Below are 23,996 nucleotides of genomic sequence, written 5' to 3' on the forward strand. Positions count from 1 at the left end.
CGGTGGGCGCATGCCGTCGTCCCTGCCGTCCACGCCCTTCCTGGCCATCGACGCCACCGTGCTCGAGGCCAACATCGAACGGGTGGCCGCGTGGGCGGACGATCGTGGGCTCCGACTGCGACCGCACGTCAAGACCCACAAGAGTCCTGAGATCGCCCACCGTCAGGAGGACGCCGGGGTCGCCGGTGTCACCGTCGCCACGGTCGGCGAGGCGGAGGTCTTCGCCCAGTCCGGCTTCGACGACCTGTTCATCGCCTATCCGGTGTGGCTCGACGAGGATCGCAGGAGGCGCCTCCAGCGGCTGACCGAGCGCGCCACCGTCCGGGTCGGTTTCGACTCCTGGGAGGCAGCTCGGCTGCTGGTCGGAACCGGAGCCACCGCGCTGGTCGAGGTCGACTCGGGGCACCACCGCTCCGGGGTGGCGCCCACGGACGCCGGGGTCCTGGCCGCCCGTGCCGCAGAGGCGGGGCTGGACGTCGTGGGCGTCTTCACCTTCCCGGGCCACAGCTACGCCCCGTCCGGGCGCGCGGCGGCCGCTGCGCAGGAGGCCGAGGCGCTGGCGTCCGCCGCGGCCTCGGTCGAGGCTGCCGGGCTGGTCGCCGAGGTCGTCTCCGGTGGCTCGAGCCCCAGCCTCGCCGCGACGGGGGAGGGCCTCACCGAGACCCGCCCCGGCGTCTACGTGTTCAACGATGCCCAGCAGTGGGAGCTGGGGGCCTGCACACCCGAGCAGATCGCGCTGACCTGCCACGCGACCGTCGTCAGCCACGCGGGCGGGCGCCTGGTGCTCGACTCCGGCTCGAAGGTGCTGGGGGCGGATCGTCCGCCTTGGGCGTCCGGCTTCGGGCGGCTGCTCGACCACCCCGACGCGAGGATCGTCATCCTGTCCGAACACCACGCCGTCGCCGACCTGGGCGGAGCGCCGTTGCCCCCACTCGGTTCCACCGTGCGGGTCGTGCCGAACCACGCCTGCAACGCGGTGAACCTGGTGGACGAGTACGCGGTGTTGGAGGGTGGGCGCTTCGTGGATCGCTGGGCGGTCGCAGCGCGGGGAATGAACGCCTGATGGACCGGCCCGGCAACCGCGCGGTCGGGCTGGCGGTCGCGCTCGTCTCGGCGGCGCTCTTCGCCACGTCGGGGTCGTTCGCCCGTCCGCTGCTCGAGGCGGGCTGGTCACCGGCGGCGGCCGTCATCGTGCGGCTGGGGCTCGCGGCGAGTCTGCTCGCCTTCCCGGGCGCCCTGGCCCTGCGCGGGCGCTGGCACCTGCTGAGGGACAAGTGGCGTCCGATCATGGCGTACGGTCTCCTGGGCGGCGCGGCCGTCCAGGTGGCCTACTTCAACGCGATCACCTACATCGAGGTCGGCGTCGCGCTCCTGTTGGAATACCTCGGGGTCGTGATCGTCGTGCTGTACGTGTGGGCCAGGACCAAGCGGCGGCCCGGCCCGATGACGCTCACCGGCATGGTCGTGGCCGTCGTCGGACTGGCGGTCATCCTGAACCCGGCCCACCTCGCCTCCGCCGACCTCCGCGGCGTGGCCTGGGGGCTCTTCGCCGCGACCGGCATGGCCGTCTACTTCATCGTCTCCGCGCAGACCGCGGACATTCCCCCGGTGGCATTCGTCGCCGCGGGGCTGGCGGTGGGCGCGCTGGCGCTCCTGCTCGCCGGGCTGGTCGGTCTCGTCCCGCTGCACGCCACGACCCAGGACGTCCTCATCTTCGGGACGTCCCTGTCGTGGTGGGTCCCCCTGCTGGAGTTGGCGGTGTTCGCCGCTGCCCTGGCGTACGTCTCGGGGTTCGTGGCCGCGCGCAGGCTCGGGCCGACCGTGGCCAGCTTCGTGGGGCTCACCGAGGTGGTGTTCGCCGTCCTGTGGGCGTGGCTGCTGCTGGGTGAACTGCCCGGCCCGGTGCAGTTGCTCGGGGGCACGGTGTTGCTGGGCGGCGTCGCGGCGGTGCAGGCGGGCAACCTCCGCGACACCACGCGCGCGCGTCCCACGACCATCGTGGAGGTGCCCCAGGAAGCGGCGGCGCAGAAGACCTGAGGTCAGGCGCCGCGGCGGCCGGTGACGAGGAAGACGTCGAACTCGTGGGTCTCGCCGTGCTTGTCCTTGCTGATGCGGGCGGCGGTTCGTTCGCTCACGTCCGCATAGCCGAGCTCCGCCAGGGCAGCGACCACCGCGTGGCGGTCGACACCGTGGTGTCCGTCGAAGTCGTCGTCGTGGAAGTGGTTGGCGGGGTCGGAGTCCAGGTCGGCCAGAGCGACCCAGCCGCCCGGCTTGACCGTCTGCGTCAGGTTGCGGAGCACGGCATGCGTGTCAGGGATGTGGTGGAGTGTCATGGCTGAGTAGGCCAGGTCCACCGCGTAGGGAAGAGGGGCCCCGGAGAGGTCGTGGTGGACGACCACGTACCGGTCGGGATCGCTGGCGGTGTGCTCCCGTGCCACCTGGAGCATGGCCTCGGACACGTCGGCGAGCGTCACGTGACCCACGCGGTCGCCGAGCTGCCACGTCAACTGTCCGGTGCCGCAGCCGAACTCGAAGCCGCTCCATGTCGGGTCGAGGGGGACGGCCTCGGCGATCGCATCGGCGATCCGTGCGGAACGCGCGATCTTGTCCGGGGTGTCCCACATCCGGGCGGCGGCATCGAAGTCAGTTGCCATGGGGCCATCGTGCCACCGCCCGGATCGGTTGGGGTGCCGTTCGGTTGTTGGTCGGCGCCGGTCAGGACTCGCCGGCAGGGGAGCCCTTCTTCTCGAAGCCCAGGGTCTCGGGGCGTCCGTCGATCACTTGGATGTACTTGTCGTCAGAGGATTCCTCGCCTTCGGCCTCCTCGTGGGTGAGTGCGTCGAGATCGACCACCGGCTCGGCCACGTCCGTGACCGGGTCGCGCGGAGCGTCGTCGTCGAGACGGTCGTCTCGAGGGTCCAGAGTGCGGTCTGTCATCGTCTCCCTCCTCCATGGCGGACGCCAAGGTCCGATGAGATTCAGCATGGTTTCGACGTCTCTGCTTGTCAAGGACTCGTTGGGGCGGCAAGGGCCTCGGGCCCGGTGCGCCACACCCTGGACGATTCCGCAACAGGGCGGCCCTTGGTGTAATGTTCATCGCCGTGGCCGAGCTCCCAAAGCGGGCCACAGGCGGGCTGTAGCGCAGCTTGGTAGCGCACTTGACTGGGGGTCAAGGGGTCGCAGGTTCAAATCCTGTCAGCCCGACGGGTGTTCGGCCTAGTGGGAGCGTGAATCGCTCCCGGCAGGCCGGGCCTTGCACGGTAACCGCACAGTAGGCGTGACGCTCCCAACGAAGGGAACGCACCGATGAACACCAACACACTCACCACCACCACCACGTGCCCTCCCTGGTGCATGGGCGACCACCACACGATCCTCGGCGACGACGACGCCAGCGTCGTCACCGTCCACCGTCACGTCACCACGGACGCCGATGCCCCGTACTGGGTCGCGGCCGAAGTCTGGCAGGGCGAGGGCGAGGTGTCAGCGGGGGTCTACGTCGAGTCCCCGAACGCGGACAACCTGACGCCGGCCCAGGCACGCGCGTTCGCGGCGGCGCTGGTCGAGGCCGCGGCGCTGGTCAACCAGAGTATGAACCCATGACGAACGAGAGGGACTTGAGGTTAGACAGCATGGCTGAACACGTGTTCCAAGACGTGCCCAAGCTCACCGCGGGCGCCATGACGCAGGAGCAGTCTGTCGAGCAGCATTTGGCCGCGCAGGATGCCAAGGTTGCCGGGGCGGTCGAGTGGGTGCGGGCGCACGGGCTCACGGACAAGGACGAAACGCTGTCTCTCCTCGTGACGGTGGGGCGCGTCCCGGCCGTGAACGTGTTCATGCAGCTGTTCGAGCTCGACCTACTCCCCGACGATGCCGCGGGGCTCGTGGGTGACGTGTGGTCGATGGCGGAGTACCCATCCCGGATGCTCGATTCTTGGGAGTGGGAACAGCTGTTTGATTGGTCGGGGTACCGGCACGATGGGGAACCGGCGTCGCGGCCCAAGGCGCCGTTGACCTTGTATCGGGGGGCGCCCGTCGAGTACCGGGAGTGCATGTCGTGGACAGGCTCCCGTGATGTGGCCGAGTGGTTCAACACCAGGAACCGGGACATGTACGGTCTCGACTCCCGCGTATGGGTGGCGACGGTTGACCCGTGGTACCTGTTGGCCAGCGTCGGGGGTCGGCAGGAAGCTGAGTACGTGGTCAGCGTCGATGGACTCGTAGACATTCGGCCAGCCTGACGGCCTCAAGGACGATGCCCTAAGCACTACTGAGGCCAGACGACGACGCCCCGACCCAAAGCAAGTGGGTCGGGGCGTCTCGCTGTCCAGTGTGCCCGAGGAGGTCAGCGCAGACGGACGCGCAACAGTGGACAGCACCACGCACCGGCCCGCGCTCCGGTCGTCGCTCGTGGTCTCGCGTGCGGCGCGCTGGCACCCCTGGCAGGGACCCCCTGCCCCCGGGCATCAGGCACCTACCCGGCGCTACGCCTATACGTCCGTTGAACCCAACAGACGGACCCTTGACGGGTCAGGGCGGGTCGACCTCGGGGTTCCATGGCAGTTCTCCGGGGTTCTCGATGTGGGCTTGGACGTCCACCTCGGGGTGAGCTTCGGCGTAGGCGTCCACTGCTGCGCTCCACGCCCAGCATTGCCGCATGACGGTCGCCCCGGGCCAGTCGTCGGGGGTGAACCGGCGCAGCTTGATCGGGACGCGCTGGGCCTCGGGGTCCTCTCGGGGGCGGCGCCTCATACCCGGCCGCCCGTGTAGACGCCCCGGACGCCACGGGATGCGGGCAAGCTGTCCTCCTCCAGACCCGGGACACCGAGCGTGGCGAGCAGGCGGGCTAGGGTCAGGCGTTGCTGTCGCAGCTCGGCAACGGCCGGGTGCAGCCGCATGCCTTGCGAGCTCTCCAGCATGACGGGCGAGGCGTCCAGCTCGGCGCGCAGGCGGCCCAGCAGGTCACGTGTCCGGCAGGCTTCCTCGAGCTGGGCCAACTCGTGCTCGGCCAGCTCGAAATCGGCGGTGATGGCCTTCCACAGTGTGGCGCCGGCCGTCCCGAGTCCGCCCGGTGTCTTGGACTTCGTCATCGGTGCTTCCTTCCTCGGTGAACGCCAGACGCCCCACCCCCGTGGTCGAGGCGGGGCGTCCGGCGGGATTGGGTCAGGCGGTGCGAGCTCGTGCGGCGGCCACCTCGGCGGCTGACTGCTGGGCGCGGCGCAGGTTCGCGGCGGCGCGCTCGTCCTCCTCGGCCCGCCACTTGGTCAGGTAGGCCTCTTCCGCGATGAGCTGGGGCAACTGCTTGGTCTCGGCGTCGAGGGCGTCCAGGGCGCCGCGGACGTTCAACGGCAGGGGCACCGACGCGCGGTAGCCGCCCAGCGCGTTGCCGGTGAGCACCAGGGCGCCCAGCGTGCGGCGCAGGTGCCAGGCGGTCGCCCACGTGCTGTAGGCATCCCTCAGGGCGGCGACGGCCTTGCCGATCTTCTCGGCGGCGTCGGTCAACTGCTTCTCGATCAGCGGGTACACCATCGGCGCGACGGCCAAGAGTTCATCGGCGAGCGTGTAGCCGTAGGCGATGCTCTCGCGCTTGGCTTCGGTGGCCAACTCGCGGTGGGCGGTCGCCTGTGCCCTCAGGGTGGCCTCCTCGCTGGTGACCGTGGCCACGTCCTCCCCGGCCCGCAGGGCGGCGCGGAGGGCCTCGGCGTAGGCGGTGGCGGCTTGGGCGGCTTGCTGCTCGAGGCGGTGGGATTCGGCCTCGTGGTGGACGCGGGCGCGCTCGGTGTTGGTCCAGGCGTCGTAGGCGTCCAGCAGCGTCGGGTGACCGGTGAACAGGTCGCGGGGCGGCAGGATGGTCCCCGGCGCCACGTTGGGGCGGCCGGTGCGTCGGGTCAGGCTCAGCAGGCGCATGGCGGGGCGGTGCTCCACGGTCAGATTCCCTTCAGTAGGTTGTCGAGGCGTCCGGCCTCGCGGGCGGCTTCGATGTCGGCGTGGCGTCCGGCCCGGGCGAGGGCTTGCACGTCGTCGCGGGTGAGTTGGGAGGGCTTGCGCGCCTCGGTGAGGAACTGCTTCATCTCGTTGTCGTCGAGGGCGGCCACAAGGTCGAGGGCGGCCCGGTACTGGTCGTTGGTCATGCTGTCTTGCCTTCCAGGTGGTCGAGGATGCTCTGCCGGTCGAGGGCCAGCCGGCCACCGATCAGGCGACCGCCCAGCAGGGGGGCCAGCCGGCGGGCTTGGCGTGGTGAGCACCCGAGCAGCCCCGCAGCCTCGCGGGTGCTCACCACTTCCTGAAGGGCACCAACTGGCCCAGAACCAGACTGCTCCCCGGCATCGTCGGGGGCGTCCCCCTGTCCCGTGGGGGCCAGCGCAGCAGCCAACCGGGCGATGGTCACCGAGGGCGGCAACCCGTTGCGGGCGCGGGCACGCTGGGCCACTTCCACGCAGTAGCGGGCGGCGTCCAGGGCGCCACCCGTGAGCAGCACCCCGTCTGTGATGCGATGCACGCTCACGACTCGGCCCGTCGTCGTGCCTCGCGGCGCTTGGCGGGGGTCATGGCCAGGAACCGCGTGCACTCCTTGCAGCCACGGCCGCGCCAGTTCACGGGCTTGTCGTGGTCCCGGCACCGGTAGCGGGCGACCGCGACGGCGGGCACCGGGGCGGGCTCGGGGGCGTCCGGCACCGTCACAGCGGGAGCGGTGGGCCTCGTGCGGGGCGTGTGGGCTCGGGTCGGCCGTGGCGCCTCGCCAAGCTCGAACCGTCCACAGTCGCGGCATCGGCGCATGGCGTCGCCGCGTGACCCAACGGTGAGGTAGACGGTTGAGTCGTCGCGGGTCGTGCACTCGGGTTCGTGGCGGATGGTCATCGGTTGCTCTCCTTCTCGGATCGGGTGTCGGTGTAGGGGGTACGCGCTCCGCAGTCGGGGCAGGCGATCAAGGGCGGGCCGGACCGCCACGGGGCCAGCAGGATCGGCGCACCACGGCGCCGGCAGCGCGCGTGATGGTCGAGCATGGGGCGTGCGTCGTCGCTCATGGGCGCTTCCCCTTCGCGTAGTCCCATCCGGCATAGACACCGAACGTGGCCGGGCCACCGGTCAGGCCGGCCACCTCGGCGGCGTCTCGGCACTCGGCCCAGATCACGCACCCGTCACAGTGGGCGATGGCCTCGGCGCGCTCGCGGTGATCCTCCGAGAGCCAGAGATTGGGGCCAACTTCGCAGCACGGCGGCTCCACGTTGGCTTCGAGGGTGGCCAGCAGGGCAGCAGTCAGGCGGTCGGCGGCGGTCACTGGTCCCACCCCCGGCCGGCCAGCTCGGCGCACGTGTAGCAGGCGTCCGGGTGCGCGTTGTCGCCATGCAACGGGCACAGTTCGGGGGCCTCGTGGTGACCATGCCCCACCGTTCCCCCACCGTTCCCCGGGGCACGGTCAAGTGACTGTGCCCCGTTCCCCTCCCTTAGGAACGGGGCACGGTCAACAGTGGTTCCGGGCTCGCTTTCGGGCATGTCCTCGGGGGAACGGTCGTCACCCTCTCGGAACGGTCGCACCAGGGTGTGCAGGGTCGCGCCACGGGGGCCGGCCGCCGTGGTCACGTATCCGTCGGCCACGAGCGCGGACAGTGCCCGCGTGACGTGCTCACGCTTGCCGCCCACGGCGTCCCGGACGCCGTTGAGGCTCAGGGGGTCGGGTGAGCCCTCTAGTGCCCGGCTCACCCTCTCCATGTAGCCGGTCGGGCGGAAGGTGCCACCGGATGCCGTGGCGTCCTCCACGGTGTCCAGGGCGATGGACGGGCCCGGGGTCACGTGCAGTTCTGCCACGCGTTGGCCGGCGCGGTAGTGGCCGTGGCGGTCCTTGGCGCACACCAACAGGGCGTGCCCGGCGGTGTCCATGTCGAACGGCTTCACGAGGCGTTGCATGTACTGGGCTCCCGAGATGGCCGCGCGCTTGCGTTGTGACCCGATGGGCCACAATCCACCGTCGTCGGCCTTGGTGACGTGGTCGAGCACCACGACGGCCGGGCCGGGTTGGTCGTCGTAGGTGACCAGGGACAGGCGGCGGGGGACGCGCAGGAACCAGGCGGCCACTTCCTCGTCGGCGTTCGGGTTCGCACCTTCCAGCGCCAGCCCTTCGCCGGTGGAGTCCACGACCACGAGCACCGGGCGCAACTCGGCCACGAGGCCGGCCAGGGCTTGCAGGTCGCTGGCGGTGGGCTTCTCGCTAGGGTTCAGGTAGACGAACCGGGCGCGGACGGCGTCCGGGGTCACCCCCAGGTCGAGCAACCGGCCGACGATGCCGGCGGCGTCGTCCTCGTGGTCCACGTAGACGACATGGCCAGCGTCCTCGAGGATGCCGGCGGCCGCGTGTAGAAGGGTCCATGTCTTGCCCGCGCCACTCTCCCCGGCCAGCCCGTTGACCTTCCCGGGGTAGAACAGGGCGGTCCCACCACGGATGGGCGCCACGGTGGGCGCAGCGCGGTGCAGGGTGCCCGCCACGAGGCCCGCAACAGTCGCCCCGAGGTCCACGCGCGTCCACGTGGTCCCGGACGCCGTAGGGGCCTCCACGGCGTCCCCGGCGGTGCTGTAGGGCTCCAGCGCGTCAAGTGGCAGCCCGGCGGTCAGGTGGTCCCCCAGGTCCTTCCCGGCGGCCGCCCGGACGAACCCGACGGACGCGGCGACCCCGGCCAGCCCGTCGCGGACCGCTGTGGCCCAACCGTCCCCGGCGGCGTCCCGGTCCACGACGGCCACCACGGACGCGCCGCGCAGCGGCTCCACGTCGGCGTGACGGAAGTTGCCAGCACCTTGGGGGGCAGTGACGGCCACGGCGTCCGGGGCGACTGCCTCCAAGGCGTGCACGTCCTCTTCACCTTCCACCAGGTAGACCGGGCGGCCGACTGCCACGGCGTCCGGGATCCGCTCGGCGCGGTACAGGGGACGCGGACGCCCAGCCCAGCCCGTGGTCTGTCGGAACTGCTTCCCGGGCATACGTTCGACCCGGTAGCCGTTGCCGTAGTCGTAGGCGGCCAGCCGGTCCCCGCGTGGCTCGTGGTAGAGGTCCCGGACGCCCAGCCCGAGGGCGGCCAGCACGTCGGCTCCGTCACAGTCGCGCGTGAAGCAGTGCAGGTTGACGCGGTCGGCGGTGTCGAGGATGGATAGGGCGGTCTTGTTGTCCCCGTCGTGAGCTGGGCAGGATGAGCGCGCTCGGTTCGGCCCGTCCATCGTGACTGGGCGACCGGCGGCGCGCAGGGCGTCGAGGATGCGGCCAAACGCGGGTCCCGTCATGGCGTCACCCCCAGTGCGTCGAGGGCGTCCACGGCGTCATCGAGGGCGGCAGAGACCAGGGCCAGCCCGGCCACGTCGAGGGACGGCAGACGGCGCAGTAGGCCCCACAGACGGCCATGCAGCGCCTCGGCCCGCTCGTGTCGCTGGCGGGTCGCTACCCGGGTCCAGCAGACCGGCCCGAAACCGTGCGCGATGCTCTCGGGTGCGGTGATGCGACGGGCGCAGAGTAGGCAGCGCGCGGCCTCCTCAGTCGTGGCGGCGTCCGGTACAATCTCCGTAGCGCGGGCAAACGCTTCGGCCTCCAGGGTGACCCTCTGGGGGCCGCTTTGCATGTCGAGGGTCATCGGGCCCCCCCGCTCATCCGATGCGCCAGGGCCTCGGCCTCGGGGTCAACGGCGACCGACTCCCCGCGATGGTTCAACACCGTGAGCACGGGCGCCGCGTCGAGGTCGAGGAGGCCGCGCCGGTACTGCCGAACGGCGTTTCGCAGGCTCATCCGGACGCCGGACGCGGCCAGCAACTCACGCGCGGCTTGGATGCGCTCCAGCTCGTCGGGGCGCAGCTCTCCCGATGCATCCGGGGTGTTGATCCGGTCCCCTGTCCGGTGAGTATTCGCCATGGCTCTCACCGGGCACCCCCGGCCTTGACCGGGCGCAGAGTGCGCGGATTCGGCATGGCCTTGCTCATGGCCCAGGCGTCGAGCTCGTCCAGGCGGACGCGCAGCGCCTTGCCAAACTTGTAGCCCGTCAGCTCACCGGCCGAGATGGCGCGGCGGATGGTGCGGGGGTGCAGGTCGAGCCGTTCGGCGGCGATGGACAGAGGGACCCAGGCAGTGGCGCCCTCGTGGGCCGCTTCGGTGGTGGTGCGGGGCATGTGGCGGTGCGTCCTCTCGGGAAACACGAAGCCGAGCGCACGGACCTATCTTGTAAGGTCTGTGCCGCTCGGCTTCCCGTTTCGGGGCACCCCGCCGGGGTGTCACGCCGCACGCCTTGCCACCGGGGAACGCTATGCAGCCCGCATGGGGGGCATTCCCCCTTGCGCCCCAGCACCGCAGCTAGCTTGCTGGTCTTCTGTTGTGAGGCCAGTGAATCACACCGGTGTCATTCCAGTCAACCTGAGTCGTCCCATCGGCGTGTCGCTCACTTCTGGCCCTCCACCATGGCGGACAGGCGGCGTGCTAGGTCGGCCTGCCGATCGCTGGCCGCGTGCTGGTACTTCAGCGCGGCTCCCACAGTGGAATGCCCGAGCCGTTCCATGAGCTCGGCCAGCGTGGCCCCTTGCTGGGCGGCCATGGTGGCGCCGGTGTGGCGCAACCCATGCCAGGACAAGTCAGGGCGTCCAGCGGCCAGCCGTGCGGGCTTGAACACCTTGTACAGACTGCCGTGGTGCATGTGATTGCCCTCGGTGTTCGGGAACAGCAACCCATCCGGGCCGGGGGCGGCGTGCTCGAGCAGGTGCGCGCGCAGTGCGGGCACGATGTGCGGGGGAACGTACACGTCACGGACGCCGGCCTCACTCTTGGGAGTGCCTACTACCGGCTTCCCGTCCGGCCACGTGACCGCGCGGGTAACCCGGATGATGCCGGGCGCGTCGTCGTCCTCGGCCGGTAGCGTCACGTCTCGGCGGCGTAGCTCGGTCAGCTCCCCGAACCGGAGGGCACCCCACGAGGCCAGCAGCACCATGGCGCGATACCGGGGCGGCATGGCCTCGGTGATGGTGCGAAGCTCGGCCAGGGTCGCGGGCCGGATGCGCTTGGCGCGCTTGGTCGAGCCGGCCCCGCTGATCTGCACCGGGTTGGCGTCCACCAGTCCATCGGACGCGGCCGCGCCCATGATGGTCCGCAGTAGCGCGTAGGCGTGCGTCCGGGCGGTCTTCAGGTTGGGGTCGAGGGCGTCGTACCATTCCCGGACGTCGGCGGCGGTGATGCTTCGCAGCGTGCGGCGTCCGAACGTCGGCAGGAGCTTGGCCTCTAGTGTGCGGGTGTACTCGGCGCGGGTCCGTGGCTTCAACTCTCGTCGGGCCAGCCACGACCGCGCGTAGGTCTCGAACTTCTCCACAGACTCCACCGGGGGAGCGGGCGGCTTCCAACGGTGCTCCACGATCTCGGCGTGGCGCATGTCCAGCCAGGTGCCGGCGTCCGTGCGGGTGGGGAACGTGACGGGCGCCAGGTGTCGCCCTCCGTCCGGGCCGATGTAGGACGCCTGAAAGCGTCCGGAGCGCATTTCGGCCACTTGCCCGAAACCGCGTCGGGCGCGGCGCTTCTTCTTCTCGGGCTCGCTTTCCGGGCGCGGCCGAAATTGCACCACGTTGGCATTCATGGGCGTCCCTTCGTTACCGTGCACGGCTTGTGCACAGTAGGGAGTGTACGCTAGAGTCACTGTCAGTCGCAACCAGTCAACGGACGGGGAAGGGCGAAACGCCTAGCCAAGTCAGGGTTGAGACCGGAACACCTAACCAGACAGCGTTTCGCCTTTGGTGTGGGAGACAGGTTCAAATCCTGTCAGCCCGACCGTTGGATGATGGTGAGAGAGCCGCCTTCGGAGAGATTCCGGAGGCGGCTCTTTCACTGATCCGGCACGACGCACGTACTGGGTGCATCGGTCTGCACCGCATCGCGCCCCTCCTGTTATGGGTGCGATCGCCCTGCGGGGCCCGGGTGAGGGCCGTCCCAGGCAGCAAGGGCCCGGGTGACGACCGCTGCCGGATCGGGGGCGTCGGCGATCTCTCGAACCATCGCGACCCCTGCGATGCCGGTCCTCGACAGCGCCGGGACGTCGCAGACGCGCACGCCGCCGATGGCGACGATGGGCAGCGGGGTCTCGGCCACGAGGGGCGGGTAGCCCGCGAGGCCGAGTGGTGGGCGTCCGGTGGCCTTCGTCGGGGTGGGGCGGAATGGCCCGGAGCCGAGGTAGTCGACCACATCCGCGAGGGCGCCGGCGCTCCGGACCAGTTCCAGGGTGCCCGTGGTGAGACCGATGATCGCGTCCGGGCCCAGGAGTGCGCGAGCGGCCCGCACGGGGAGGTCGTCCGTGCCCAGGTGCACCCCGTGGACTGCCCAGCCGGCTCCCCGCGCCGCGAACGCGACATCGGCGCGGTCGTCGACCAGCACGCGGGTGGTCGGGTTCGCCGCAGAGCATGCGGCAGCCACCGCCTCGGTCAGGGCGAGCAACTCGCGGGTGGTGGCCTCTTTGGCCCGGATCTGGACGACGCCGGCGCCGGCAGCAGCTGCGGCCGCGGCGGTGTCGACCGTCCGGTGGCCCGTGCCGGTCGTCACGACGTAGACGCGATAGTCGACCGGCGTCACGCTGTCTCCTCCAGCCGGGCGGCCATCGCGACGTCGGTCGGAGAGAGCGCCGCGAGTTCGTCGAGCATCGCGACCCGGAAGGATCCGGGAAATCTCGCCCGTGCGGCCGCGCGCTCCCCGGCCACACCGAGCCAGACGGTCGCCGCGACCGCCGCAGCCAAGGGGTCGCAGACGGAGGCGCAGGCCGCCACGAGTGCGCCCAGCGAGCAGCCGGTCCCCGTGACCTTGGTGAGGAGGGGATCCCCGTTGCGTACCCGGATGACACGGGCGCCGTCGGTGATGAGGTCGACCGCTCCCGAGACGGCGACCACGCTGCCGTGCTCGCGTGCCAGGGAGAGAGCCGCGTCCAAGGCGGTCTCGGTTTGGTCGGTGGCGTCGGCGCCGCGCCCGCCTGTGCCCGCGCCGGCCAGGGCCAGCACCTCGGATGCGTTGCCTCGCACCACGGCCGGACGATCTGGGAGCACCCGGGCGGCGAGCCTCGTACGAACGGGGGCAACACCGACGGCCGCCGGGTCGAGCACCCACGGCCGGGCAGCGGCGCGAGCCACGGCGACCGTCGGCACGATCCCCTCGGCACCATCAACGCTCAGCGACCCGAGGTTGACGAGAAGCGCATCCGCCACCGCATCCATCGCCGGCGCTTCCGCCGCCGTTTCGGTCATCATGGGCCGCGCGCCGGTCGCCAGGAGGGCGTCGGCGACCAGGTTCATCGAGACCGCGGCGGTGATGCAGTGGACCAGGGGAGCGCGGTCGCGCACCTCCGACACGACGTGCGCCAGATCGAAGGAGGTCCGTGTCACGATGACAGCGCTCCCTCGAGATCGTCGCCCGCGAGTGCAGGGCCGACCGCCCCGCACACGGCGACCAGCACGCCACCCAGGGCGAGCAACGAGGCCGGCGTCACGGGTCCCCACCACTCCATCAGGGCCGGAAGGTAGAACGGGTAGAGGGCGGGAGCCACGATGGAGAGCGAGTACGCCGTGCCGTACGCGGTGGCGCGCACGTGGGTCGGGAACCGTTCCGTGAGGTAGGCGCCGATCGGTCCGTACTGCGTCACCGTCAGGACCTGGAGCAGGGGCACCACCACAAGGGCCAAGGCCAGCGCGGTGACTCCCGCGTTCCCCGTCGGGGGGCGGAGGAGGAGCGCCCACCACAGGAGGGGCCCTCCGACTGCGGCCGTGATACCACCGACGACGAAGAACCGACGGCGGCCGACGACAGTGGAGAAATGGCCGGTGATGCCCATCACCAGCGCTTGGGCGACCGAAGCGACCCCCATGACCAGAGCGACCTGCAGCGCGGAGAGTCCCAACCCGGGCAGTTGGGAGGCGACGACGATCACGACCATGTTGGTGCAGAACCACAGGCCCGTCATCAGACCGAAGACCTGCCAGAAGGCCCGCGCGTACTGCCCGACAAGGACGTCGGCCAAGCGCGACCGCGCCGCGTGCTCCGGTGGTCGACGAACGAACACCGGAGCATCTGCGACGCGCCGTGAGTAGTACACGAGCATCAGCGCCGACGCTGCCGCACCCGCTGCGAACAAGCAGCGCCAGCCCCAGGTTCCGTACGCCTGCGGGCCCAGCGCGGCGAGCAGCGCCAGCGTCGCGAACGCGATGGCCCCCTGCGCCCACGGCGCCATCGACATGATGCGACCCGACACGAGTCCCCGCCGGCGCGGTGTCGACCACTCCATGGCGAGCGGGATGGCTGACGTGTACTCGCCGGCCAGGAACACGCCGCCGAGGAAGCGCAGCGCGATCACGGCCGTGATGGTGGTCGGCCCGAGCAGGTGGTGGTCGGGCATGAGAGCGATGCCCAGCGTGGAGGCGGCCGTGCCGGCGATCGCTATCTTGGTCGTCCGGGTGCGACCGATGCGGTCCGAGACCTGCCCGAAGATCATCGCGCCCAGGGGGCGGCCCACCAGCGTCGCCATGATGATGATCGCCGCGGTGGTCGCATTCGCGTGGGGGCCGGCCAGGGCGGGTAGGGCCGGCGCCAGTGCGATGACCGGCAGGAAGATGTGGAGCATGTCGACGAAGTTGCCCCAGATCCCACCCCTAACTGCGGCCTGGCCGTCCGGGGGGAGCTCGGGGACCAGGCTCCGTCGCGTGGTCGACGTCTGGGTGGCCGTCACCTCTCCACCTCGGTGACCTGAAGGTAGACCGACGCGCCGTGTTCGCGGAACTCGCGGGACTTCGCCTCCATCCCGGACGCTGCAGCCCCCTCGCCGAACCGGGTTCGGATGTCAGCGCTGATGCGCATGGAGCAGAACTTCGGCCCGCACATCGAACAGAAGTGGGCCGTCTTGGCGGGCTCTGCGGGCAGAGTCTCGTCGTGGAAGGCGATTGCGGTCTCGGGGTCGAGGGAGAGCGCGAACTGGTCGTGCCAGCGGAACTCGAACCGTGCCTTGCTGAGCGCGTCGTCGCGTACCCGCGCACCGGGGTGGCCCTTGGCGACGTCGGCCGCGTGAGCCGCGATCTTGTACGTGATGACGCCCGTCTTGACGTCGTCCCGGTTGGGCAGGCCCAGGTGCTCCTTGGGTGTGACGTAGCAGAGCATGGCCGTCCCGTGCATGGCGATGACGGCTGCACCGATCGCCGACGTGATGTGGTCGTAGCCGGGCGCGATGTCGGTGACCAGCGGCCCCAGCGTGTAGAACGGAGCCCCGTGGCACCAGTCCTGCTCCAGCCGGACGTTCTCCTCGACCAGGTTCAGCGGGACGTGCCCGGGGCCCTCGACCATGACCTGTACGTCGTGGGCCCACGCTCGCTCGGTCAGCTCGGCGAGGGTCCGGAGTTCTGCCAGCTGAGCTTCGTCGTTCGCGTCGGCGAGGCTGCCCGGACGCAGGCCGTCGCCGAGGCTGAAGGCGATGTCGTAGGCGGCGAAGATCTCGCACAACTCGTCGAAATGCTCGTACAGGAACGACTCCCGATGGTGTGCGAGCATCCAGCCCGCCATGATCGAGCCCCCGCGGCTCACGATCCCCGTGACCCGGTCGGCGGTCATGGGGACGTAGCGCAGCAGCACGCCCGCGTGCACGGTCATGTAGTCGACGCCCTGCTCAGCCTGCTCGATGACGGTGTCGCGGTAGACCTCCCACGTGAGGTCCTCCGCGTGCCCGCCCACCTTCTCCAGCGCCTGGTAAAGGGGCACGGTGCCGATCGGAACGGGGGAGTTGCGAATGATCCACTCGCGCGTGGTGTGGATGTCGTCACCGGTCGAGAGGTCCATGACGGTGTCCGCGCCCCACTGGGTGGCCCACGTCAGCTTCTCGACCTCCTCGGAGATCGAGCTCGTCACCGCCGAGTTGCCGATGTTCGCGTTCACCTTGGTCAGGAAGGCGCGTCCGATGATCATCGGCTCGGACTCGGGGTGGTTGACGTTCGCCGGGATGATCGCCCGGCCCGCAGCCACCTCGGTGAGCACCTGCTCCACCGGCATCCCCTCGCGAAGCGCCACATAGCGCATCTCGGGCGTGATGACGCCCTTGCGGGCGTAGTGCAGTTGGGTGACCGTGCGCCCCGGTATCGCACGGACCGGCAGGTGGATGCGGCCGGTCCAGCTGTCCGAGGCCGCGCCACGCCGCAGAGCCGAGCGCCCGTCGTCTGCGAGGTTGCGGGGTCGAGCGGTGTGTGGCTCGGTGTCTCCGCGGGCGTCGATCCACGCCTGACGCAGCGTGGGAAGCCCGGCGGTGGGGTCACCGCCCGGACCGCGTGTCCTGTAGCACAGGACATCCTCGTTGGGGCGGCCCCCGGGTGAGTCCGCCAGTCTCACGGCGGTGACCGGGACGGACAGGTCCCCGTCGGTGAGCAGGACGGCATGGTGCTGCGGATGGTTCTCCATCGACATCTCTCTTCCTTCGCCGGTATTACCCAGGCAGGTTCGACGGTCCAGGCAGCGTCAGCCTGATCTCAGCCCGTGCTCGGGCACCCGTGGGATGTGCCACATCCAAGCACGTTTTGCTCCCGAAGGCGACTCACTCCGCGAATGGGGTGGCAGGATGACGCGCATGCGCCCTGTCTGTCTCAGCATCGCGGGCTCGGATCCCAGCGGAGGGGCCGGGATCCAAGCCGACCTCAAGACCTTCTCCGCATTCGGCGTCTACGGCTGTGCGGCCGTCTCGGGGCTCACCGTCCAGAACACCCAGGGAGTACGACGAGCGCATCCGGTGCCCTCGGACCTCGTCGTCGACCAGGTGGCCGCAGTGCTCGACGACTTCCACGTCGCCGCGACCAAGGTCGGAATGCTCTCAGACGCTGACACGGTCGCCGCGATCACCGACCTCATCGTCGCCCGGCGTAGCGAGTTCGGGATCCTCGTCCTGGATCCCGTGATGCTCGCCACATCCGGCGACCGGCTGCTCGCCGAGGATGCTGTGGCGCTCGTTCGGGATCACCTGATCCCCTGGGCAGACCTTGTCACGCCGAACCTGCCCGAAGCTGCAGCGCTTCTCGGACGAGCGGCGGCAGCCGACGAGGACGAAGCGGTCGATCAGGCCGCGGCGCTCGTGGCGGCCGGGGCGCGCTCCGTGCTGGTCAAGGGTGGCCACATGGATGGTGACACGGTTCTGGACGTGTTCGCTCGACCCGGGGCGATTGTCGAGCTGAGGGCTCCTCGCATCGCGACCCGCAACACCCATGGAACCGGCTGCACACTCTCGTCTGCCATTGCGGCGTCCGCGGCCGTGTTCGGCGAGGTCCCCGCGTCAGGCATCGGGATCGCCAGTGTCGAGCAGGGACGGGCCTACCTGCAGGCGGCGTTGCGTGGCGCCGCCAACTGGCGGCTCAGCCGGCAACCTGACGTGGGACACGGACCGGTCGACCACCTCGTCACGCCGACCATCACCGAGACCCGCCACACCTGGCCCCCCGACCAGGGAACTCATGGACGGCCCCTTCGAAGGGAACTGGGCTGAGAGCGAGCCCCAGGAGCGATCTGCGGCCGTTGGGACGGGACTCGATCACCAACGATCACCCTTCCCGCTTGTCGCGAGCAGATGGCGTCCTGATCACGGCAGGGATCCCCGGTGGCTGGGGGCAGCGTCAGCGGCCCACCGTTGCGCACGTCGCCCAGAGGCCGGTGTTGGCCGCGCGGGCGGTTCGCTCGGCTTTCCGGTAGTCGCCGTACCGGGTGGGTTCGGGTGCGCTGGCTGGGTACCAGGCCTCGGCCATGCCTGCATGGGTGAGGGCGAGGGCGACGTCCCGGCCGTCGACGGTGACGTAGGCGAGCCGCCGCCCGAAGCGATCGACCTCGTCCCCCACGGGGTCGCTGGTCACGGTCACCGAGCGTCCAGCGATGAGGCTGCGCAGCTCGTCGGCCGCCTGCTTCGCGCCGCACTCGGCCGGCTGGCCATCGCGGGCCGTTTCGGGGGCGTCGATACCGAGCAGCCGGATCCGGACCCGTTCGCCATCCGCGGTGACCGCGGTGAAGGTGTCTCCGTCCGACACCGAGGTCACCTGCACCGTTTCGGCCACCGCCGTGACGCTCGACGGGTCCGCGCCCGGCCACGTACAACCGGCCAGCCCCACCATCGCCGCGACGGTGATCAACGCACGCATCCACACAACGGAGAGTCTGGCAGGCTCGGCTGTCGCCCTGCGTGCCCGTGCGCTCGAGCCAACGCGAGGGGCCCGGGCCCTTCGGGACGCTCGTTCATCCTCGCGCGACGTCGAACCGGGCGCACACGAAGTCGCCGTTGCGAGCGGTGTCGGTGAGGCGGAGCTCCAGCCGGCGTGGCAGCAGGGGAGCCCCCGCCCCGAGCGTGACGGGGGCATAGCTGACGATCACCTCGTCGAGCAGCCCATGGTCGGCGAACTGGCCGACCAGGTCCCCGCCGCCCATGAGCCAGACATCGCGCGCTGCGGCCTCCTGGACCATGGCCGCGTGCACGTCCGGAACGGGCGCGTGGGTGAAGCGCACGTCGGCGCCTGCGGGTGGCGGCGTCAGCGTGCGGTGGGTGAAGACCCACGCCGGGATGTCGTAGGCCCACGGCTCTCCGGTGGAGGCGTTGTGGTCCATGATCCACTGGTACGTCGACGCCCCCATGGCGAGTGCCCCGATCTCGCGGATGAAGGGCTGGTACCCGTAGGGGCCGTCCTGGTCGATCGTGCGGCTGAGCAGCCAGTCGAGCGAGTGGTCCGTCGTGGCGAGGAACCCGTCCACGCTGCTGGCCGTGTAGTAGCGCGTGCGTGCGGGGCTGGCGTCCATGCCTGCCATGGTGACCGACGGCCTCAGTGGGCGTCCATGATGGCGTGGCTTTCAGGACACAGGCGCGCTGGCGATCTGGAAGGATCGCCCCATGACGGGATGGGGGATCATCGGTGTCGGAGACGTGACCGAGGTGAAGGCGGCGCCGAGCGTGTTCCGTGCCGACGACTCCGACGTGGTCCACGTGATGCGCCGCGACGGCGCCCGGGCCGAGGACTTCGCCGCCCGCCACGGCGTGCGCCGCTGGTCAACCGATGCACGGGCGGTCATCGAGGATCCCGACGTGACGGCCGTCTACATCGCCACCCCGACCGCCCACCACGCCGAGTACGTCATGGCGGCGGCCGAAGCAGGAAAACACGTGCTGGTGGAGAAGCCCATGGCCATGTCGGCCCAGGAGGGACGCGCCATGGTCGAGGCGGCCGACGCGCACGGCGTCCGGCTCTGGGTGGCCTACTACCGTCGCGCGCTCCCGCGCTTCGCGCAGGTGCGCGCGTTGCTGGCCGAGGTGGGGCAGCCCCTCACCGTCCACACCACGTGGCGCAAGCCGACCCTGGTGGACGGCTGGCGCTGGGACCCGGCACTCAACCGCGGCGGCGAGTTCTTCGAGACGGCCTGCCACGCGCTCGACATCCTGCACTGGCTGTTGGGTCCTTCATCGGACGCCGCGGGCGCCACCTCGGGCGGTGACCACGCCGTCGCCGCCACCTGGCGCTTCGGGGATGTCCTGGCCACGGGTTCCTGGGCGTTCGGTTCACCGGACGCACTCGACGAGACGGTCGTGGCCGGGACACGCGGGGTGCTGAGTTTCGCGACGTTCGCACCCAGCCCGATCCGCCTGGTCACGGCGGACGGCTCCCGGTCCGTCGAGGTGTCGGACCCGCCCCACGTGCACGGGCCCCTCGTCGCCACCATCCTCGACGAGTTGCGCGGGGTGGCGGAATGCCCCAGCACCGGACGCACCGCCCTGCAGACCGCCGAATTGTCCGACGCGATCCTGGGCGGCTGGACGGCGTGATTGTCACGGACTGGCAACCCAGATAGTAGTCGTGTAGACTAATGCAATTCGGGTGCGGAACGGTCCGCAGGCCCTGATCGCTCGCCGGCGCAACCTCGCGCTACGAGATTCGAACCAAGAAAAGCCGTGCTGCTGGCAGCCTCATGCGCCGCGGCCGGACAACTGCAAGGAGAAACACATGAGAGATCACACGGCGCGCTGGCGCCTTTCGGAGGCGAACCTGTCTTGCGGCCACACGCTGGCCGTCCGCAGCGGGGAGGTGTCGGCGTACTGCTCGTGGTGTGCCCAGAGCGTGAGCGTGCTCGCCCTGGCCGCCTGAGCACGACCTTCGACGCCGCTCGCCCAGATTGTCCTGGGCGGGCGGCGTTTCCGTTCGGTGCCGTCCTCCCGCTCAGGCGAGGGCGGCCTTGACCTTGGCCGCCACGGCGGCTCCCTCCGCGCGACCCGCGACGCGACCGTTGACGGCCTTGATGAGGGCCCCCATCTGGCGCATCGTCGGCTTCTCCCCGGTGGACGCCGCGGCGGCGGTGACCTCCTCGGCCACGATGGCGTCCAACTCGTCGTCGGACAACATGGTGGGCAGGTAGCGCCCCAGGATGTCGGCCTCCGCCAACTCCTTGGCCGCGAGCTCCGGGCGGTTGCCGTCGGTGTAGGCCTGCGCGGAGTCCCTGCGCGTGCGCACCTCCCGTTGCAGGACGGCGATCTCCTCGGTCTCGGAGAGCTCGCGAGCTTCCTTTCCGGCGACCTTCTCGTTCTTCAGGGCCCCGATCGCCATGCGCAGGGTGGTCACCAGCTCTGGGTCACGGGCCTTCATGGCAGCGACCATGTCGGTGTGCAGCGTCTGCTCGAGCGTCATCGGGTAGTCCTTTCGTCGGGCTGCATCATCCCACACGTGCTACTTCACGGAACCGCTCATCAGGCCGCTCACGAAGTAGCGCCCCAGGAAGATGTAGACCAGCAGCGTCGGCAGGGATGCCACGAGAACTCCGGCCATCATGCGGGAGTAGTCGGGGTTCTGGGCGGACGCCAGCTCCTGCAGTGCATACGTCACGGGACCGGTGTTGCGGTCGGTCAGGAACAGGGCGAAGAGGAAGTCGTTCCATGCGCTGGTGAACTGCCAGATGAGGGTCACGACGAAGGCGGGCGCAGACACGGGCAGCACGATCGACGTGAAGATGCGCCACATGCCGGCACCGTCGACACGGGCCGCCTCGAGGATCTCGTCGGGCACCGCCGTGGCGTAGTAGTTGCGGAAGATCAGCGTGCAGATCGGGATGCCGTAGATGACGTGGGCGATCACCAGAGTGGGAATGCCGGTCAGGACCGGCATCGAATCGTTCAGGGCGATCATCAACTGCTGCAGCGGGATCATCACCGCCTGGTACGGAATGAACATGCCGAACAGGAACATCGTGAACAGGAGGTCGGCACCCGGGAACTTCCACTTGGAGAACACGAACCCGTTCATGGCACCGAGGAACGAGGAGATGCCGGCCGCGGCGACACCGAGCGCGAGGGAGCGCCCGACGGCGGGGGCGAGGGCATCCCAGGCGGCCTTCCAGCCTTCGAAGCTCAGGCGGGTCGGGATGTCCCACGCGCCGGCCACGGAGAAGTCGGCAGGCGACTTGAAGCTCGTCACCAGCACGACGTAGATGGGCATGAGGACGGCTGCCACGAAGGTGATCAGCAGGGCCATGCGGATGCTTCGCCAGGTCACCTGACCGGGCGTGGACTGCTTGCGGCGCGGGAGGACCACGGTCGCCGTGGGCTCCAGCGTGGGAAGGGCGGTCGTCATCGCTTGGCCACCCTCTCGGTGCGGTTGGTGTAGATCAGGTAGGGCACGACGACCACCGCCACGATCAGCAGCAGGATGGTCGCGTTGGCCGCAGCCGTCGGCGCGTTGCGCTGCTGGAAGAGCTGCACCCACATGAGCGTGGCGGGCACGTCCGCGACGTAGTTGTTCTGGCCGGCGATCGCGTAGATCAGGTCGAAGGTCTTCATCGACATGTGGCCGATGATGATGAGCGCCGACAGCGCGATGGGGGAGAGCTGCGGGAACAGGACGTGGCGGTAGACCTGCCACTCGGAGGCGCCGTCGACGCGCGCAGCCTCACGCTGGTCCAGCGAGATGCCACGGAAGCCGGCCAGGAACAACGCCATCACGTAACCGGACAGCTGCCAGACGGCCGGCATGGCCATCGCGGCCATGTTGAAGGGGCCGGGGTCGGACCACCAACGGCTCTGGAGTTCCGGGAGGCCGACCAGCAGGAACAGGCGGTTCAGGCCGATCGCCTCATGGTCGCCGATGCCGGGGGAGAGCAGCCACTTCCACACCGTGCCCGAAGCGATGAACGACACCGCCATGGGGAACAGGTAGACCGACCGGAAGAAGCCCTCCCCGCGGACGCCCTTCTCGAGCAGGAGCGCCCACAGAACGCCGAAGATCATCGTGCCGCCGACGAACACCACGGTCAGGACCAGCAGGTTCCACAGGGCGTGCTGGTACCGCTCATCAGCCAGCAACAACTGGTAGTTGGCGATGCCGCCTTCGCTGACGACCCGCTCGTTGCCGGAGAACGTCTTGGTCGTCACCCGCTCCAGGGACGTCGCGATGTTCTGCCCGATCAGGCCATACACGAAGACGATCACGAGCACGATCGAGGGCGCCACCATCAGCAACCCCTGCCACTTCTTCACCACGGGTAGGTCTCCTCCGTGTCGTACGGGGGAGGCGCCGGAGCGTCGGCCCCGGCGCCTCCCCGATTGTCGATCAGGCCATGCCGCTGCTGTGCGTCAGCGGTACTTGCCCGCCGCGTCGGCCAGGCTCTTGACGAAGGCAGCTTGGTCCTTGTCGGAGACGTACTTGCTGAGGGCCGTCGTGATGTCCGCGCTCCAGGCCATCTGCGTCGCCGCGCCGTGGGCGATCGAGCTGGCGATCTTGTCTCCCTTGAACGACGCCATCGCCGACTGCTGGTAGGGCGGGAAGTCGGTCGCAGCGACGTCCGTGCGTGCGGGGATCGAACCCTTGGCGAGGTTGAACGCCTTCTGGCCGTCCGCGGAGCCGACGAGGTTCAGCCAGTCCTTGGCGCCGCCGGGGTTCTTGGCTCCCTTGGGCAGGGTGAAGGAGTCGGCGAGGAACAGGAAGGTGCCGTTCGTGCCCGGGGTCGGCCAGTAGAGGTAGTCCGTCCCCTCCTTCTTGCCCTTCTCGGCGAACTGCGCCACCGCCCAGTCGCCCATCACGTTGTAGGCGGCCTTGCCGTCGATGACCATGTCGGTGGCCTGCGGCCAGTCGTCGGCTCCACCGGTGTTGGCGAAGGAGAGGAGCTTGCCGTACTTCGACACGGCCGAGGCGACCTTGGCGTCGGACCAGTCACCGGTGGTGAACAGGGCGTTGTAGCCGTCGGTGCCCAGCTCCGAGAGCAGGACGCTCTCGAACAGGTGCAGCTGGGTCCACGGAGCGGTGCCCACGGCCAGCGGGGTCGCCACGCCGGCATCCTTCAGCTTCTGCATGTCGGCGAGCCATGCGTCGAGGTCCGCCGGGGCCTCCTTGCTGATCGAGGCCTTCGCCAGGACCGCCGGGTTCGACCACACGACGTTGGAGCGGTGGACGTTGGAGGGAACCGAGTAGATCTTTCCATCCACGGTGAGCAGGTCCAGGAGGCTCTGGGGGAAGACCTTGGCACCACCCAGGCCGTCGATGACGTCATTGACGGGCTCGAGCTGGCCGGCGCTGATGTAGTCGAACAGTTCGGCACCCGCGTGGCCCTGGAACGAGTCGGGCGGGTTGTTGTTCTGAAGGTCGGCGGCGAGCTTCGCCTTGGCGTTCGAGCCGGCCCCACCCGCGACGGCGAGGTTGACGAACTTGTCCTTGGGGTACTTCTCCTTGAAGAGCTTCTCGAACTCGGCCAGACCCAGCTTCTCGGAGCCCTCGGCCCACCAGGTGAAAACACCCACGTCGCCGCCGGCGCCCCCGGACCCACCGGCCGCCGCAGTCCCCGCCGGGGCACCCGTGGCGGGGGCGGTGGCAGAGGGCGCCTGAGCGGAGCATCCCGCCAGTGCCAGCATGCCGGCCAGGCCGACCGCGATGGCTGTCTTGAATCGCATCCAAACCTCCTCGTTCGGTGGGACGGACACAAACATGTCCTCCACGCTTCATGTTCTCAAACAAACAGACGCTTTCTCAAGCAAACCGGTTAC

32 protein-coding genes, 1 tRNA gene and 1 riboswitch are annotated in these 23,996 nt (G+C 69.9%); of the genes, 8 read left to right on the forward strand and 25 right to left on the reverse strand.

The window, feature by feature from the left end; all coding sequences use genetic code 11:
* Positions 1 to 10 precede the first annotated feature (10 nt).
* Together AC5YDA_RS03860 and AC5YDA_RS03865 are read left to right on the forward strand one after the other, a co-directional pair.
* Positions 11 to 1,063 (forward strand): alanine racemase, encoded by a 1,053-nt coding sequence (locus AC5YDA_RS03860; protein ID WP_496188654.1) that lies wholly within the window; start codon positions 11 to 13, stop codon positions 1,061 to 1,063.
* Positions 1,063 to 2,037 carry an EamA family transporter gene (locus AC5YDA_RS03865; protein WP_496188653.1) on the forward strand — a complete coding sequence of 325 codons (975 nt, stop codon included), beginning with the start codon at positions 1,063 to 1,065 and terminating at the stop codon, positions 2,035 to 2,037. Before AC5YDA_RS03860 ends, AC5YDA_RS03865 begins: the two co-directional genes overlap by 1 nt.
* A gap of 2 nt (positions 2,038 to 2,039) precedes the next feature.
* On the opposite strand, the gene AC5YDA_RS03870 is transcribed toward AC5YDA_RS03865, so the two are convergent.
* Positions 2,040 to 2,654 (reverse strand): class I SAM-dependent methyltransferase, encoded by a 615-nt coding sequence (locus tag AC5YDA_RS03870; RefSeq protein WP_496188652.1) that lies wholly within the window; start codon positions 2,652 to 2,654, stop codon positions 2,040 to 2,042.
* Between the two features lie 61 nt (positions 2,655 to 2,715).
* Positions 2,716 to 2,937, reverse strand: coding sequence for a hypothetical protein (locus AC5YDA_RS03875; RefSeq protein WP_496188651.1), 222 nt, complete (start codon positions 2,935 to 2,937; stop codon positions 2,716 to 2,718).
* A 193-nt stretch (positions 2,938 to 3,130) separates the two neighbouring features.
* Here AC5YDA_RS03875 and AC5YDA_RS03880 point away from each other — a divergent pair.
* The 3 genes from AC5YDA_RS03880 (at position 3,131) to AC5YDA_RS03890 (ending at position 4,241) form a co-directional block, all read left to right on the forward strand.
* Positions 3,131 to 3,204, forward strand: a tRNA-Pro gene (locus tag AC5YDA_RS03880).
* A 102-nt stretch (positions 3,205 to 3,306) separates the two neighbouring features.
* Positions 3,307 to 3,603, forward strand: a complete 297-nt coding sequence (locus tag AC5YDA_RS03885) for a DUF6907 domain-containing protein (RefSeq protein ID WP_496192754.1) — start codon at positions 3,307 to 3,309, stop codon at positions 3,601 to 3,603.
* Positions 3,604 to 3,632: 29 nt separating this feature from the next.
* The gene (locus AC5YDA_RS03890; RefSeq protein ID WP_496192755.1) at positions 3,633 to 4,241 is read left to right on the forward strand and encodes a hypothetical protein; all 609 of its coding nucleotides are present in this window, start codon (positions 3,633 to 3,635) and stop codon (positions 4,239 to 4,241) included.
* Between the two features lie 289 nt (positions 4,242 to 4,530).
* Here the strand turns inward: AC5YDA_RS03890 and AC5YDA_RS03895 are convergent, their stop codons facing one another.
* The 17 genes from AC5YDA_RS03895 to thiC all read right to left on the reverse strand — a co-directional run bounded on the left by AC5YDA_RS03895 (position 4,531) and on the right by thiC (position 16,417).
* Complete coding sequence (locus AC5YDA_RS03895; protein ID WP_496192756.1) at positions 4,531 to 4,752, reverse strand: hypothetical protein; 222 nt, start codon at positions 4,750 to 4,752, stop codon at positions 4,531 to 4,533.
* Positions 4,749 to 5,090: a hypothetical protein gene (locus AC5YDA_RS03900; RefSeq protein ID WP_496192757.1), complete on the reverse strand. Its 342-nt coding sequence runs from the start codon at positions 5,088 to 5,090 to the stop codon at positions 4,749 to 4,751. Before AC5YDA_RS03900 ends, AC5YDA_RS03895 begins: the two co-directional genes overlap by 4 nt.
* Before the next feature lie 73 nt (positions 5,091 to 5,163).
* Complete coding sequence (locus AC5YDA_RS03905) at positions 5,164 to 5,925, reverse strand: hypothetical protein (RefSeq protein ID WP_496192758.1); 762 nt, start codon at positions 5,923 to 5,925, stop codon at positions 5,164 to 5,166.
* 2 nt (positions 5,926 to 5,927) lie between these two features.
* Positions 5,928 to 6,131, reverse strand: coding sequence for a hypothetical protein (locus AC5YDA_RS03910; protein ID WP_496192759.1), 204 nt, complete (start codon positions 6,129 to 6,131; stop codon positions 5,928 to 5,930).
* Positions 6,128 to 6,499: a hypothetical protein gene (locus tag AC5YDA_RS03915; protein WP_496192760.1), complete on the reverse strand. Its 372-nt coding sequence runs from the start codon at positions 6,497 to 6,499 to the stop codon at positions 6,128 to 6,130. The genes AC5YDA_RS03910 and AC5YDA_RS03915 overlap by 4 nt, the downstream gene beginning before the upstream one ends.
* Before the next feature lie 2 nt (positions 6,500 to 6,501).
* Complete coding sequence (locus tag AC5YDA_RS03920) at positions 6,502 to 6,858, reverse strand: hypothetical protein (protein WP_496192761.1); 357 nt, start codon at positions 6,856 to 6,858, stop codon at positions 6,502 to 6,504.
* A complete protein-coding gene (locus AC5YDA_RS03925) occupies positions 6,855 to 7,025 on the reverse strand; it encodes a hypothetical protein (protein ID WP_496192762.1) in 171 nt (56 codons plus the stop codon). Before AC5YDA_RS03925 ends, AC5YDA_RS03920 begins: the two co-directional genes overlap by 4 nt.
* A complete protein-coding gene (locus AC5YDA_RS03930) occupies positions 7,022 to 7,279 on the reverse strand; it encodes a hypothetical protein (protein WP_496192763.1) in 258 nt (85 codons plus the stop codon). Before AC5YDA_RS03930 ends, AC5YDA_RS03925 begins: the two co-directional genes overlap by 4 nt.
* Positions 7,276 to 9,267 (reverse strand): AAA family ATPase, encoded by a 1,992-nt coding sequence (locus AC5YDA_RS03935; RefSeq protein WP_496192764.1) that lies wholly within the window; start codon positions 9,265 to 9,267, stop codon positions 7,276 to 7,278. The genes AC5YDA_RS03930 and AC5YDA_RS03935 overlap by 4 nt, the downstream gene beginning before the upstream one ends.
* Entirely contained in the window at positions 9,264 to 9,611 is a 348-nt protein-coding gene (locus AC5YDA_RS03940; RefSeq protein WP_496192765.1) for a DUF6011 domain-containing protein, read from the reverse strand. The genes AC5YDA_RS03935 and AC5YDA_RS03940 overlap by 4 nt, the downstream gene beginning before the upstream one ends.
* On the reverse strand, positions 9,608 to 9,886 hold the full coding sequence (locus AC5YDA_RS03945; RefSeq protein WP_496192766.1) for a hypothetical protein: 279 nt from the start codon (positions 9,884 to 9,886) through the stop codon (positions 9,608 to 9,610). The genes AC5YDA_RS03940 and AC5YDA_RS03945 overlap by 4 nt, the downstream gene beginning before the upstream one ends.
* Positions 9,887 to 9,891: 5 nt before the next feature.
* Entirely contained in the window at positions 9,892 to 10,140 is a 249-nt protein-coding gene (locus tag AC5YDA_RS03950; protein ID WP_496192767.1) for a helix-turn-helix domain-containing protein, read from the reverse strand.
* 266 nt (positions 10,141 to 10,406) lie between these two features.
* Positions 10,407 to 11,585, reverse strand: coding sequence for a tyrosine-type recombinase/integrase (locus AC5YDA_RS03955; RefSeq protein WP_496192768.1), 1,179 nt, complete (start codon positions 11,583 to 11,585; stop codon positions 10,407 to 10,409).
* 308 nt (positions 11,586 to 11,893) lie between these two features.
* Positions 11,894 to 12,571, reverse strand: coding sequence for a thiamine phosphate synthase (locus AC5YDA_RS03960; RefSeq protein WP_496188650.1), 678 nt, complete (start codon positions 12,569 to 12,571; stop codon positions 11,894 to 11,896).
* Positions 12,568 to 13,371 (reverse strand): hydroxyethylthiazole kinase, encoded by an 804-nt coding sequence (thiM, locus tag AC5YDA_RS03965; RefSeq protein WP_496188649.1) that lies wholly within the window; start codon positions 13,369 to 13,371, stop codon positions 12,568 to 12,570. Before thiM ends, AC5YDA_RS03960 begins: the two co-directional genes overlap by 4 nt.
* Positions 13,368 to 14,708: an MFS transporter gene (locus AC5YDA_RS03970; protein ID WP_496188648.1), complete on the reverse strand. Its 1,341-nt coding sequence runs from the start codon at positions 14,706 to 14,708 to the stop codon at positions 13,368 to 13,370. The genes thiM and AC5YDA_RS03970 overlap by 4 nt, the downstream gene beginning before the upstream one ends.
* Positions 14,705 to 16,417, reverse strand: a complete 1,713-nt coding sequence (gene thiC / locus AC5YDA_RS03975; RefSeq protein ID WP_496192822.1) for a phosphomethylpyrimidine synthase ThiC — start codon at positions 16,415 to 16,417, stop codon at positions 14,705 to 14,707. The genes AC5YDA_RS03970 and thiC overlap by 4 nt, the downstream gene beginning before the upstream one ends.
* A riboswitch (TPP riboswitch) is annotated at positions 16,412 to 16,518 on the reverse strand. Its footprint overlaps the gene before it by 6 nt.
* 65 nt (positions 16,519 to 16,583) lie before the next feature.
* Here thiC and thiD point away from each other — a divergent pair.
* The gene (gene thiD, locus AC5YDA_RS03980; protein WP_496188647.1) at positions 16,584 to 17,489 is read left to right on the forward strand and encodes a bifunctional hydroxymethylpyrimidine kinase/phosphomethylpyrimidine kinase; all 906 of its coding nucleotides are present in this window, start codon (positions 16,584 to 16,586) and stop codon (positions 17,487 to 17,489) included.
* 127 nt (positions 17,490 to 17,616) lie between these two features.
* Here the strand turns inward: thiD and AC5YDA_RS03985 are convergent, their stop codons facing one another.
* Both AC5YDA_RS03985 and AC5YDA_RS03990 read right to left on the reverse strand, forming a co-directional pair.
* Positions 17,617 to 18,132, reverse strand: coding sequence for a thermonuclease family protein (locus AC5YDA_RS03985; RefSeq protein WP_496188646.1), 516 nt, complete (start codon positions 18,130 to 18,132; stop codon positions 17,617 to 17,619).
* A gap of 94 nt (positions 18,133 to 18,226) precedes the next feature.
* Positions 18,227 to 18,781 carry a dihydrofolate reductase family protein gene (locus AC5YDA_RS03990; protein ID WP_496188645.1) on the reverse strand — a complete coding sequence of 185 codons (555 nt, stop codon included), beginning with the start codon at positions 18,779 to 18,781 and terminating at the stop codon, positions 18,227 to 18,229.
* 91 nt (positions 18,782 to 18,872) lie between these two features.
* On the opposite strand from AC5YDA_RS03990, the gene AC5YDA_RS03995 reads away from it, so the two are divergent.
* Both AC5YDA_RS03995 and AC5YDA_RS04000 read left to right on the forward strand, forming a co-directional pair.
* The gene (locus AC5YDA_RS03995) at positions 18,873 to 19,799 is read left to right on the forward strand and encodes a Gfo/Idh/MocA family protein (protein ID WP_496188644.1); all 927 of its coding nucleotides are present in this window, start codon (positions 18,873 to 18,875) and stop codon (positions 19,797 to 19,799) included.
* 178 nt (positions 19,800 to 19,977) lie between these two features.
* Positions 19,978 to 20,118, forward strand: a complete 141-nt coding sequence (locus tag AC5YDA_RS04000) for a hypothetical protein (protein WP_496188643.1) — start codon at positions 19,978 to 19,980, stop codon at positions 20,116 to 20,118.
* Positions 20,119 to 20,190: 72 nt separating this feature from the next.
* Here the strand turns inward: AC5YDA_RS04000 and AC5YDA_RS04005 are convergent, their stop codons facing one another.
* From AC5YDA_RS04005 to AC5YDA_RS04020, 4 genes are all read right to left on the reverse strand, one after another.
* Complete coding sequence (locus AC5YDA_RS04005; protein ID WP_496188642.1) at positions 20,191 to 20,655, reverse strand: GatB/YqeY domain-containing protein; 465 nt, start codon at positions 20,653 to 20,655, stop codon at positions 20,191 to 20,193.
* A 39-nt stretch (positions 20,656 to 20,694) separates the two neighbouring features.
* Positions 20,695 to 21,594 (reverse strand): carbohydrate ABC transporter permease, encoded by a 900-nt coding sequence (locus AC5YDA_RS04010; RefSeq protein ID WP_496188641.1) that lies wholly within the window; start codon positions 21,592 to 21,594, stop codon positions 20,695 to 20,697.
* Positions 21,591 to 22,472 (reverse strand): carbohydrate ABC transporter permease, encoded by an 882-nt coding sequence (locus AC5YDA_RS04015; protein ID WP_496188813.1) that lies wholly within the window; start codon positions 22,470 to 22,472, stop codon positions 21,591 to 21,593. Before AC5YDA_RS04015 ends, AC5YDA_RS04010 begins: the two co-directional genes overlap by 4 nt.
* A gap of 120 nt (positions 22,473 to 22,592) precedes the next feature.
* The gene (locus AC5YDA_RS04020; RefSeq protein WP_496188640.1) at positions 22,593 to 23,903 is read right to left on the reverse strand and encodes an ABC transporter substrate-binding protein; all 1,311 of its coding nucleotides are present in this window, start codon (positions 23,901 to 23,903) and stop codon (positions 22,593 to 22,595) included.
* Positions 23,904 to 23,996 lie beyond the last annotated feature (93 nt).

The sequence above is a fragment of the Propioniciclava sp. LT294 genome, assembly GCF_059516005.1.

Coding starts and splice junctions, on each gene's coding strand:
- AC5YDA_RS03860 (WP_496188654.1), top strand. CDS start 11: ATGCCGTCGTCCCTGCCGTCCACGCCCTTCCTGGCCATCGACGCCACC.
- AC5YDA_RS03865 (WP_496188653.1), top strand. CDS start 1,063: ATGGACCGGCCCGGCAACCGCGCGGTCGGGCTGGCGGTCGCGCTCGTC.
- AC5YDA_RS03870 (WP_496188652.1), bottom strand. CDS start 2,654: ATGGCAACTGACTTCGATGCCGCCGCCCGGATGTGGGACACCCCGGAC.
- AC5YDA_RS03875 (WP_496188651.1), bottom strand. CDS start 2,937: ATGACAGACCGCACTCTGGACCCTCGAGACGACCGTCTCGACGACGAC.
- AC5YDA_RS03885 (WP_496192754.1), top strand. CDS start 3,307: ATGAACACCAACACACTCACCACCACCACCACGTGCCCTCCCTGGTGC.
- AC5YDA_RS03890 (WP_496192755.1), top strand. CDS start 3,633: ATGGCTGAACACGTGTTCCAAGACGTGCCCAAGCTCACCGCGGGCGCC.
- AC5YDA_RS03895 (WP_496192756.1), bottom strand. CDS start 4,752: ATGAGGCGCCGCCCCCGAGAGGACCCCGAGGCCCAGCGCGTCCCGATC.
- AC5YDA_RS03900 (WP_496192757.1), bottom strand. CDS start 5,090: ATGACGAAGTCCAAGACACCGGGCGGACTCGGGACGGCCGGCGCCACA.
- AC5YDA_RS03910 (WP_496192759.1), bottom strand. CDS start 6,131: ATGACCAACGACCAGTACCGGGCCGCCCTCGACCTTGTGGCCGCCCTC.
- AC5YDA_RS03920 (WP_496192761.1), bottom strand. CDS start 6,858: ATGACCATCCGCCACGAACCCGAGTGCACGACCCGCGACGACTCAACC.
- AC5YDA_RS03925 (WP_496192762.1), bottom strand. CDS start 7,025: ATGAGCGACGACGCACGCCCCATGCTCGACCATCACGCGCGCTGCCGG.
- AC5YDA_RS03935 (WP_496192764.1), bottom strand. CDS start 9,267: ATGACGGGACCCGCGTTTGGCCGCATCCTCGACGCCCTGCGCGCCGCC.
- AC5YDA_RS03940 (WP_496192765.1), bottom strand. CDS start 9,611: ATGACCCTCGACATGCAAAGCGGCCCCCAGAGGGTCACCCTGGAGGCC.
- AC5YDA_RS03945 (WP_496192766.1), bottom strand. CDS start 9,886: ATGGCGAATACTCACCGGACAGGGGACCGGATCAACACCCCGGATGCA.
- AC5YDA_RS03950 (WP_496192767.1), bottom strand. CDS start 10,140: ATGCCCCGCACCACCACCGAAGCGGCCCACGAGGGCGCCACTGCCTGG.
- AC5YDA_RS03955 (WP_496192768.1), bottom strand. CDS start 11,585: ATGAATGCCAACGTGGTGCAATTTCGGCCGCGCCCGGAAAGCGAGCCC.
- thiC (WP_496192822.1), bottom strand. CDS start 16,417: ATGGAGAACCATCCGCAGCACCATGCCGTCCTGCTCACCGACGGGGAC.
- thiD (WP_496188647.1), top strand. CDS start 16,584: ATGCGCCCTGTCTGTCTCAGCATCGCGGGCTCGGATCCCAGCGGAGGG.
- AC5YDA_RS03985 (WP_496188646.1), bottom strand. CDS start 18,132: ATGCGTGCGTTGATCACCGTCGCGGCGATGGTGGGGCTGGCCGGTTGT.
- AC5YDA_RS03990 (WP_496188645.1), bottom strand. CDS start 18,781: ATGGACGCCAGCCCCGCACGCACGCGCTACTACACGGCCAGCAGCGTG.
- AC5YDA_RS03995 (WP_496188644.1), top strand. CDS start 18,873: ATGACGGGATGGGGGATCATCGGTGTCGGAGACGTGACCGAGGTGAAG.
- AC5YDA_RS04000 (WP_496188643.1), top strand. CDS start 19,978: ATGAGAGATCACACGGCGCGCTGGCGCCTTTCGGAGGCGAACCTGTCT.
- AC5YDA_RS04005 (WP_496188642.1), bottom strand. CDS start 20,655: ATGACGCTCGAGCAGACGCTGCACACCGACATGGTCGCTGCCATGAAG.
- AC5YDA_RS04010 (WP_496188641.1), bottom strand. CDS start 21,594: ATGACGACCGCCCTTCCCACGCTGGAGCCCACGGCGACCGTGGTCCTC.
- AC5YDA_RS04015 (WP_496188813.1), bottom strand. CDS start 22,472: ATGGTGGCGCCCTCGATCGTGCTCGTGATCGTCTTCGTGTATGGCCTG.
- AC5YDA_RS04020 (WP_496188640.1), bottom strand. CDS start 23,903: ATGCGATTCAAGACAGCCATCGCGGTCGGCCTGGCCGGCATGCTGGCA.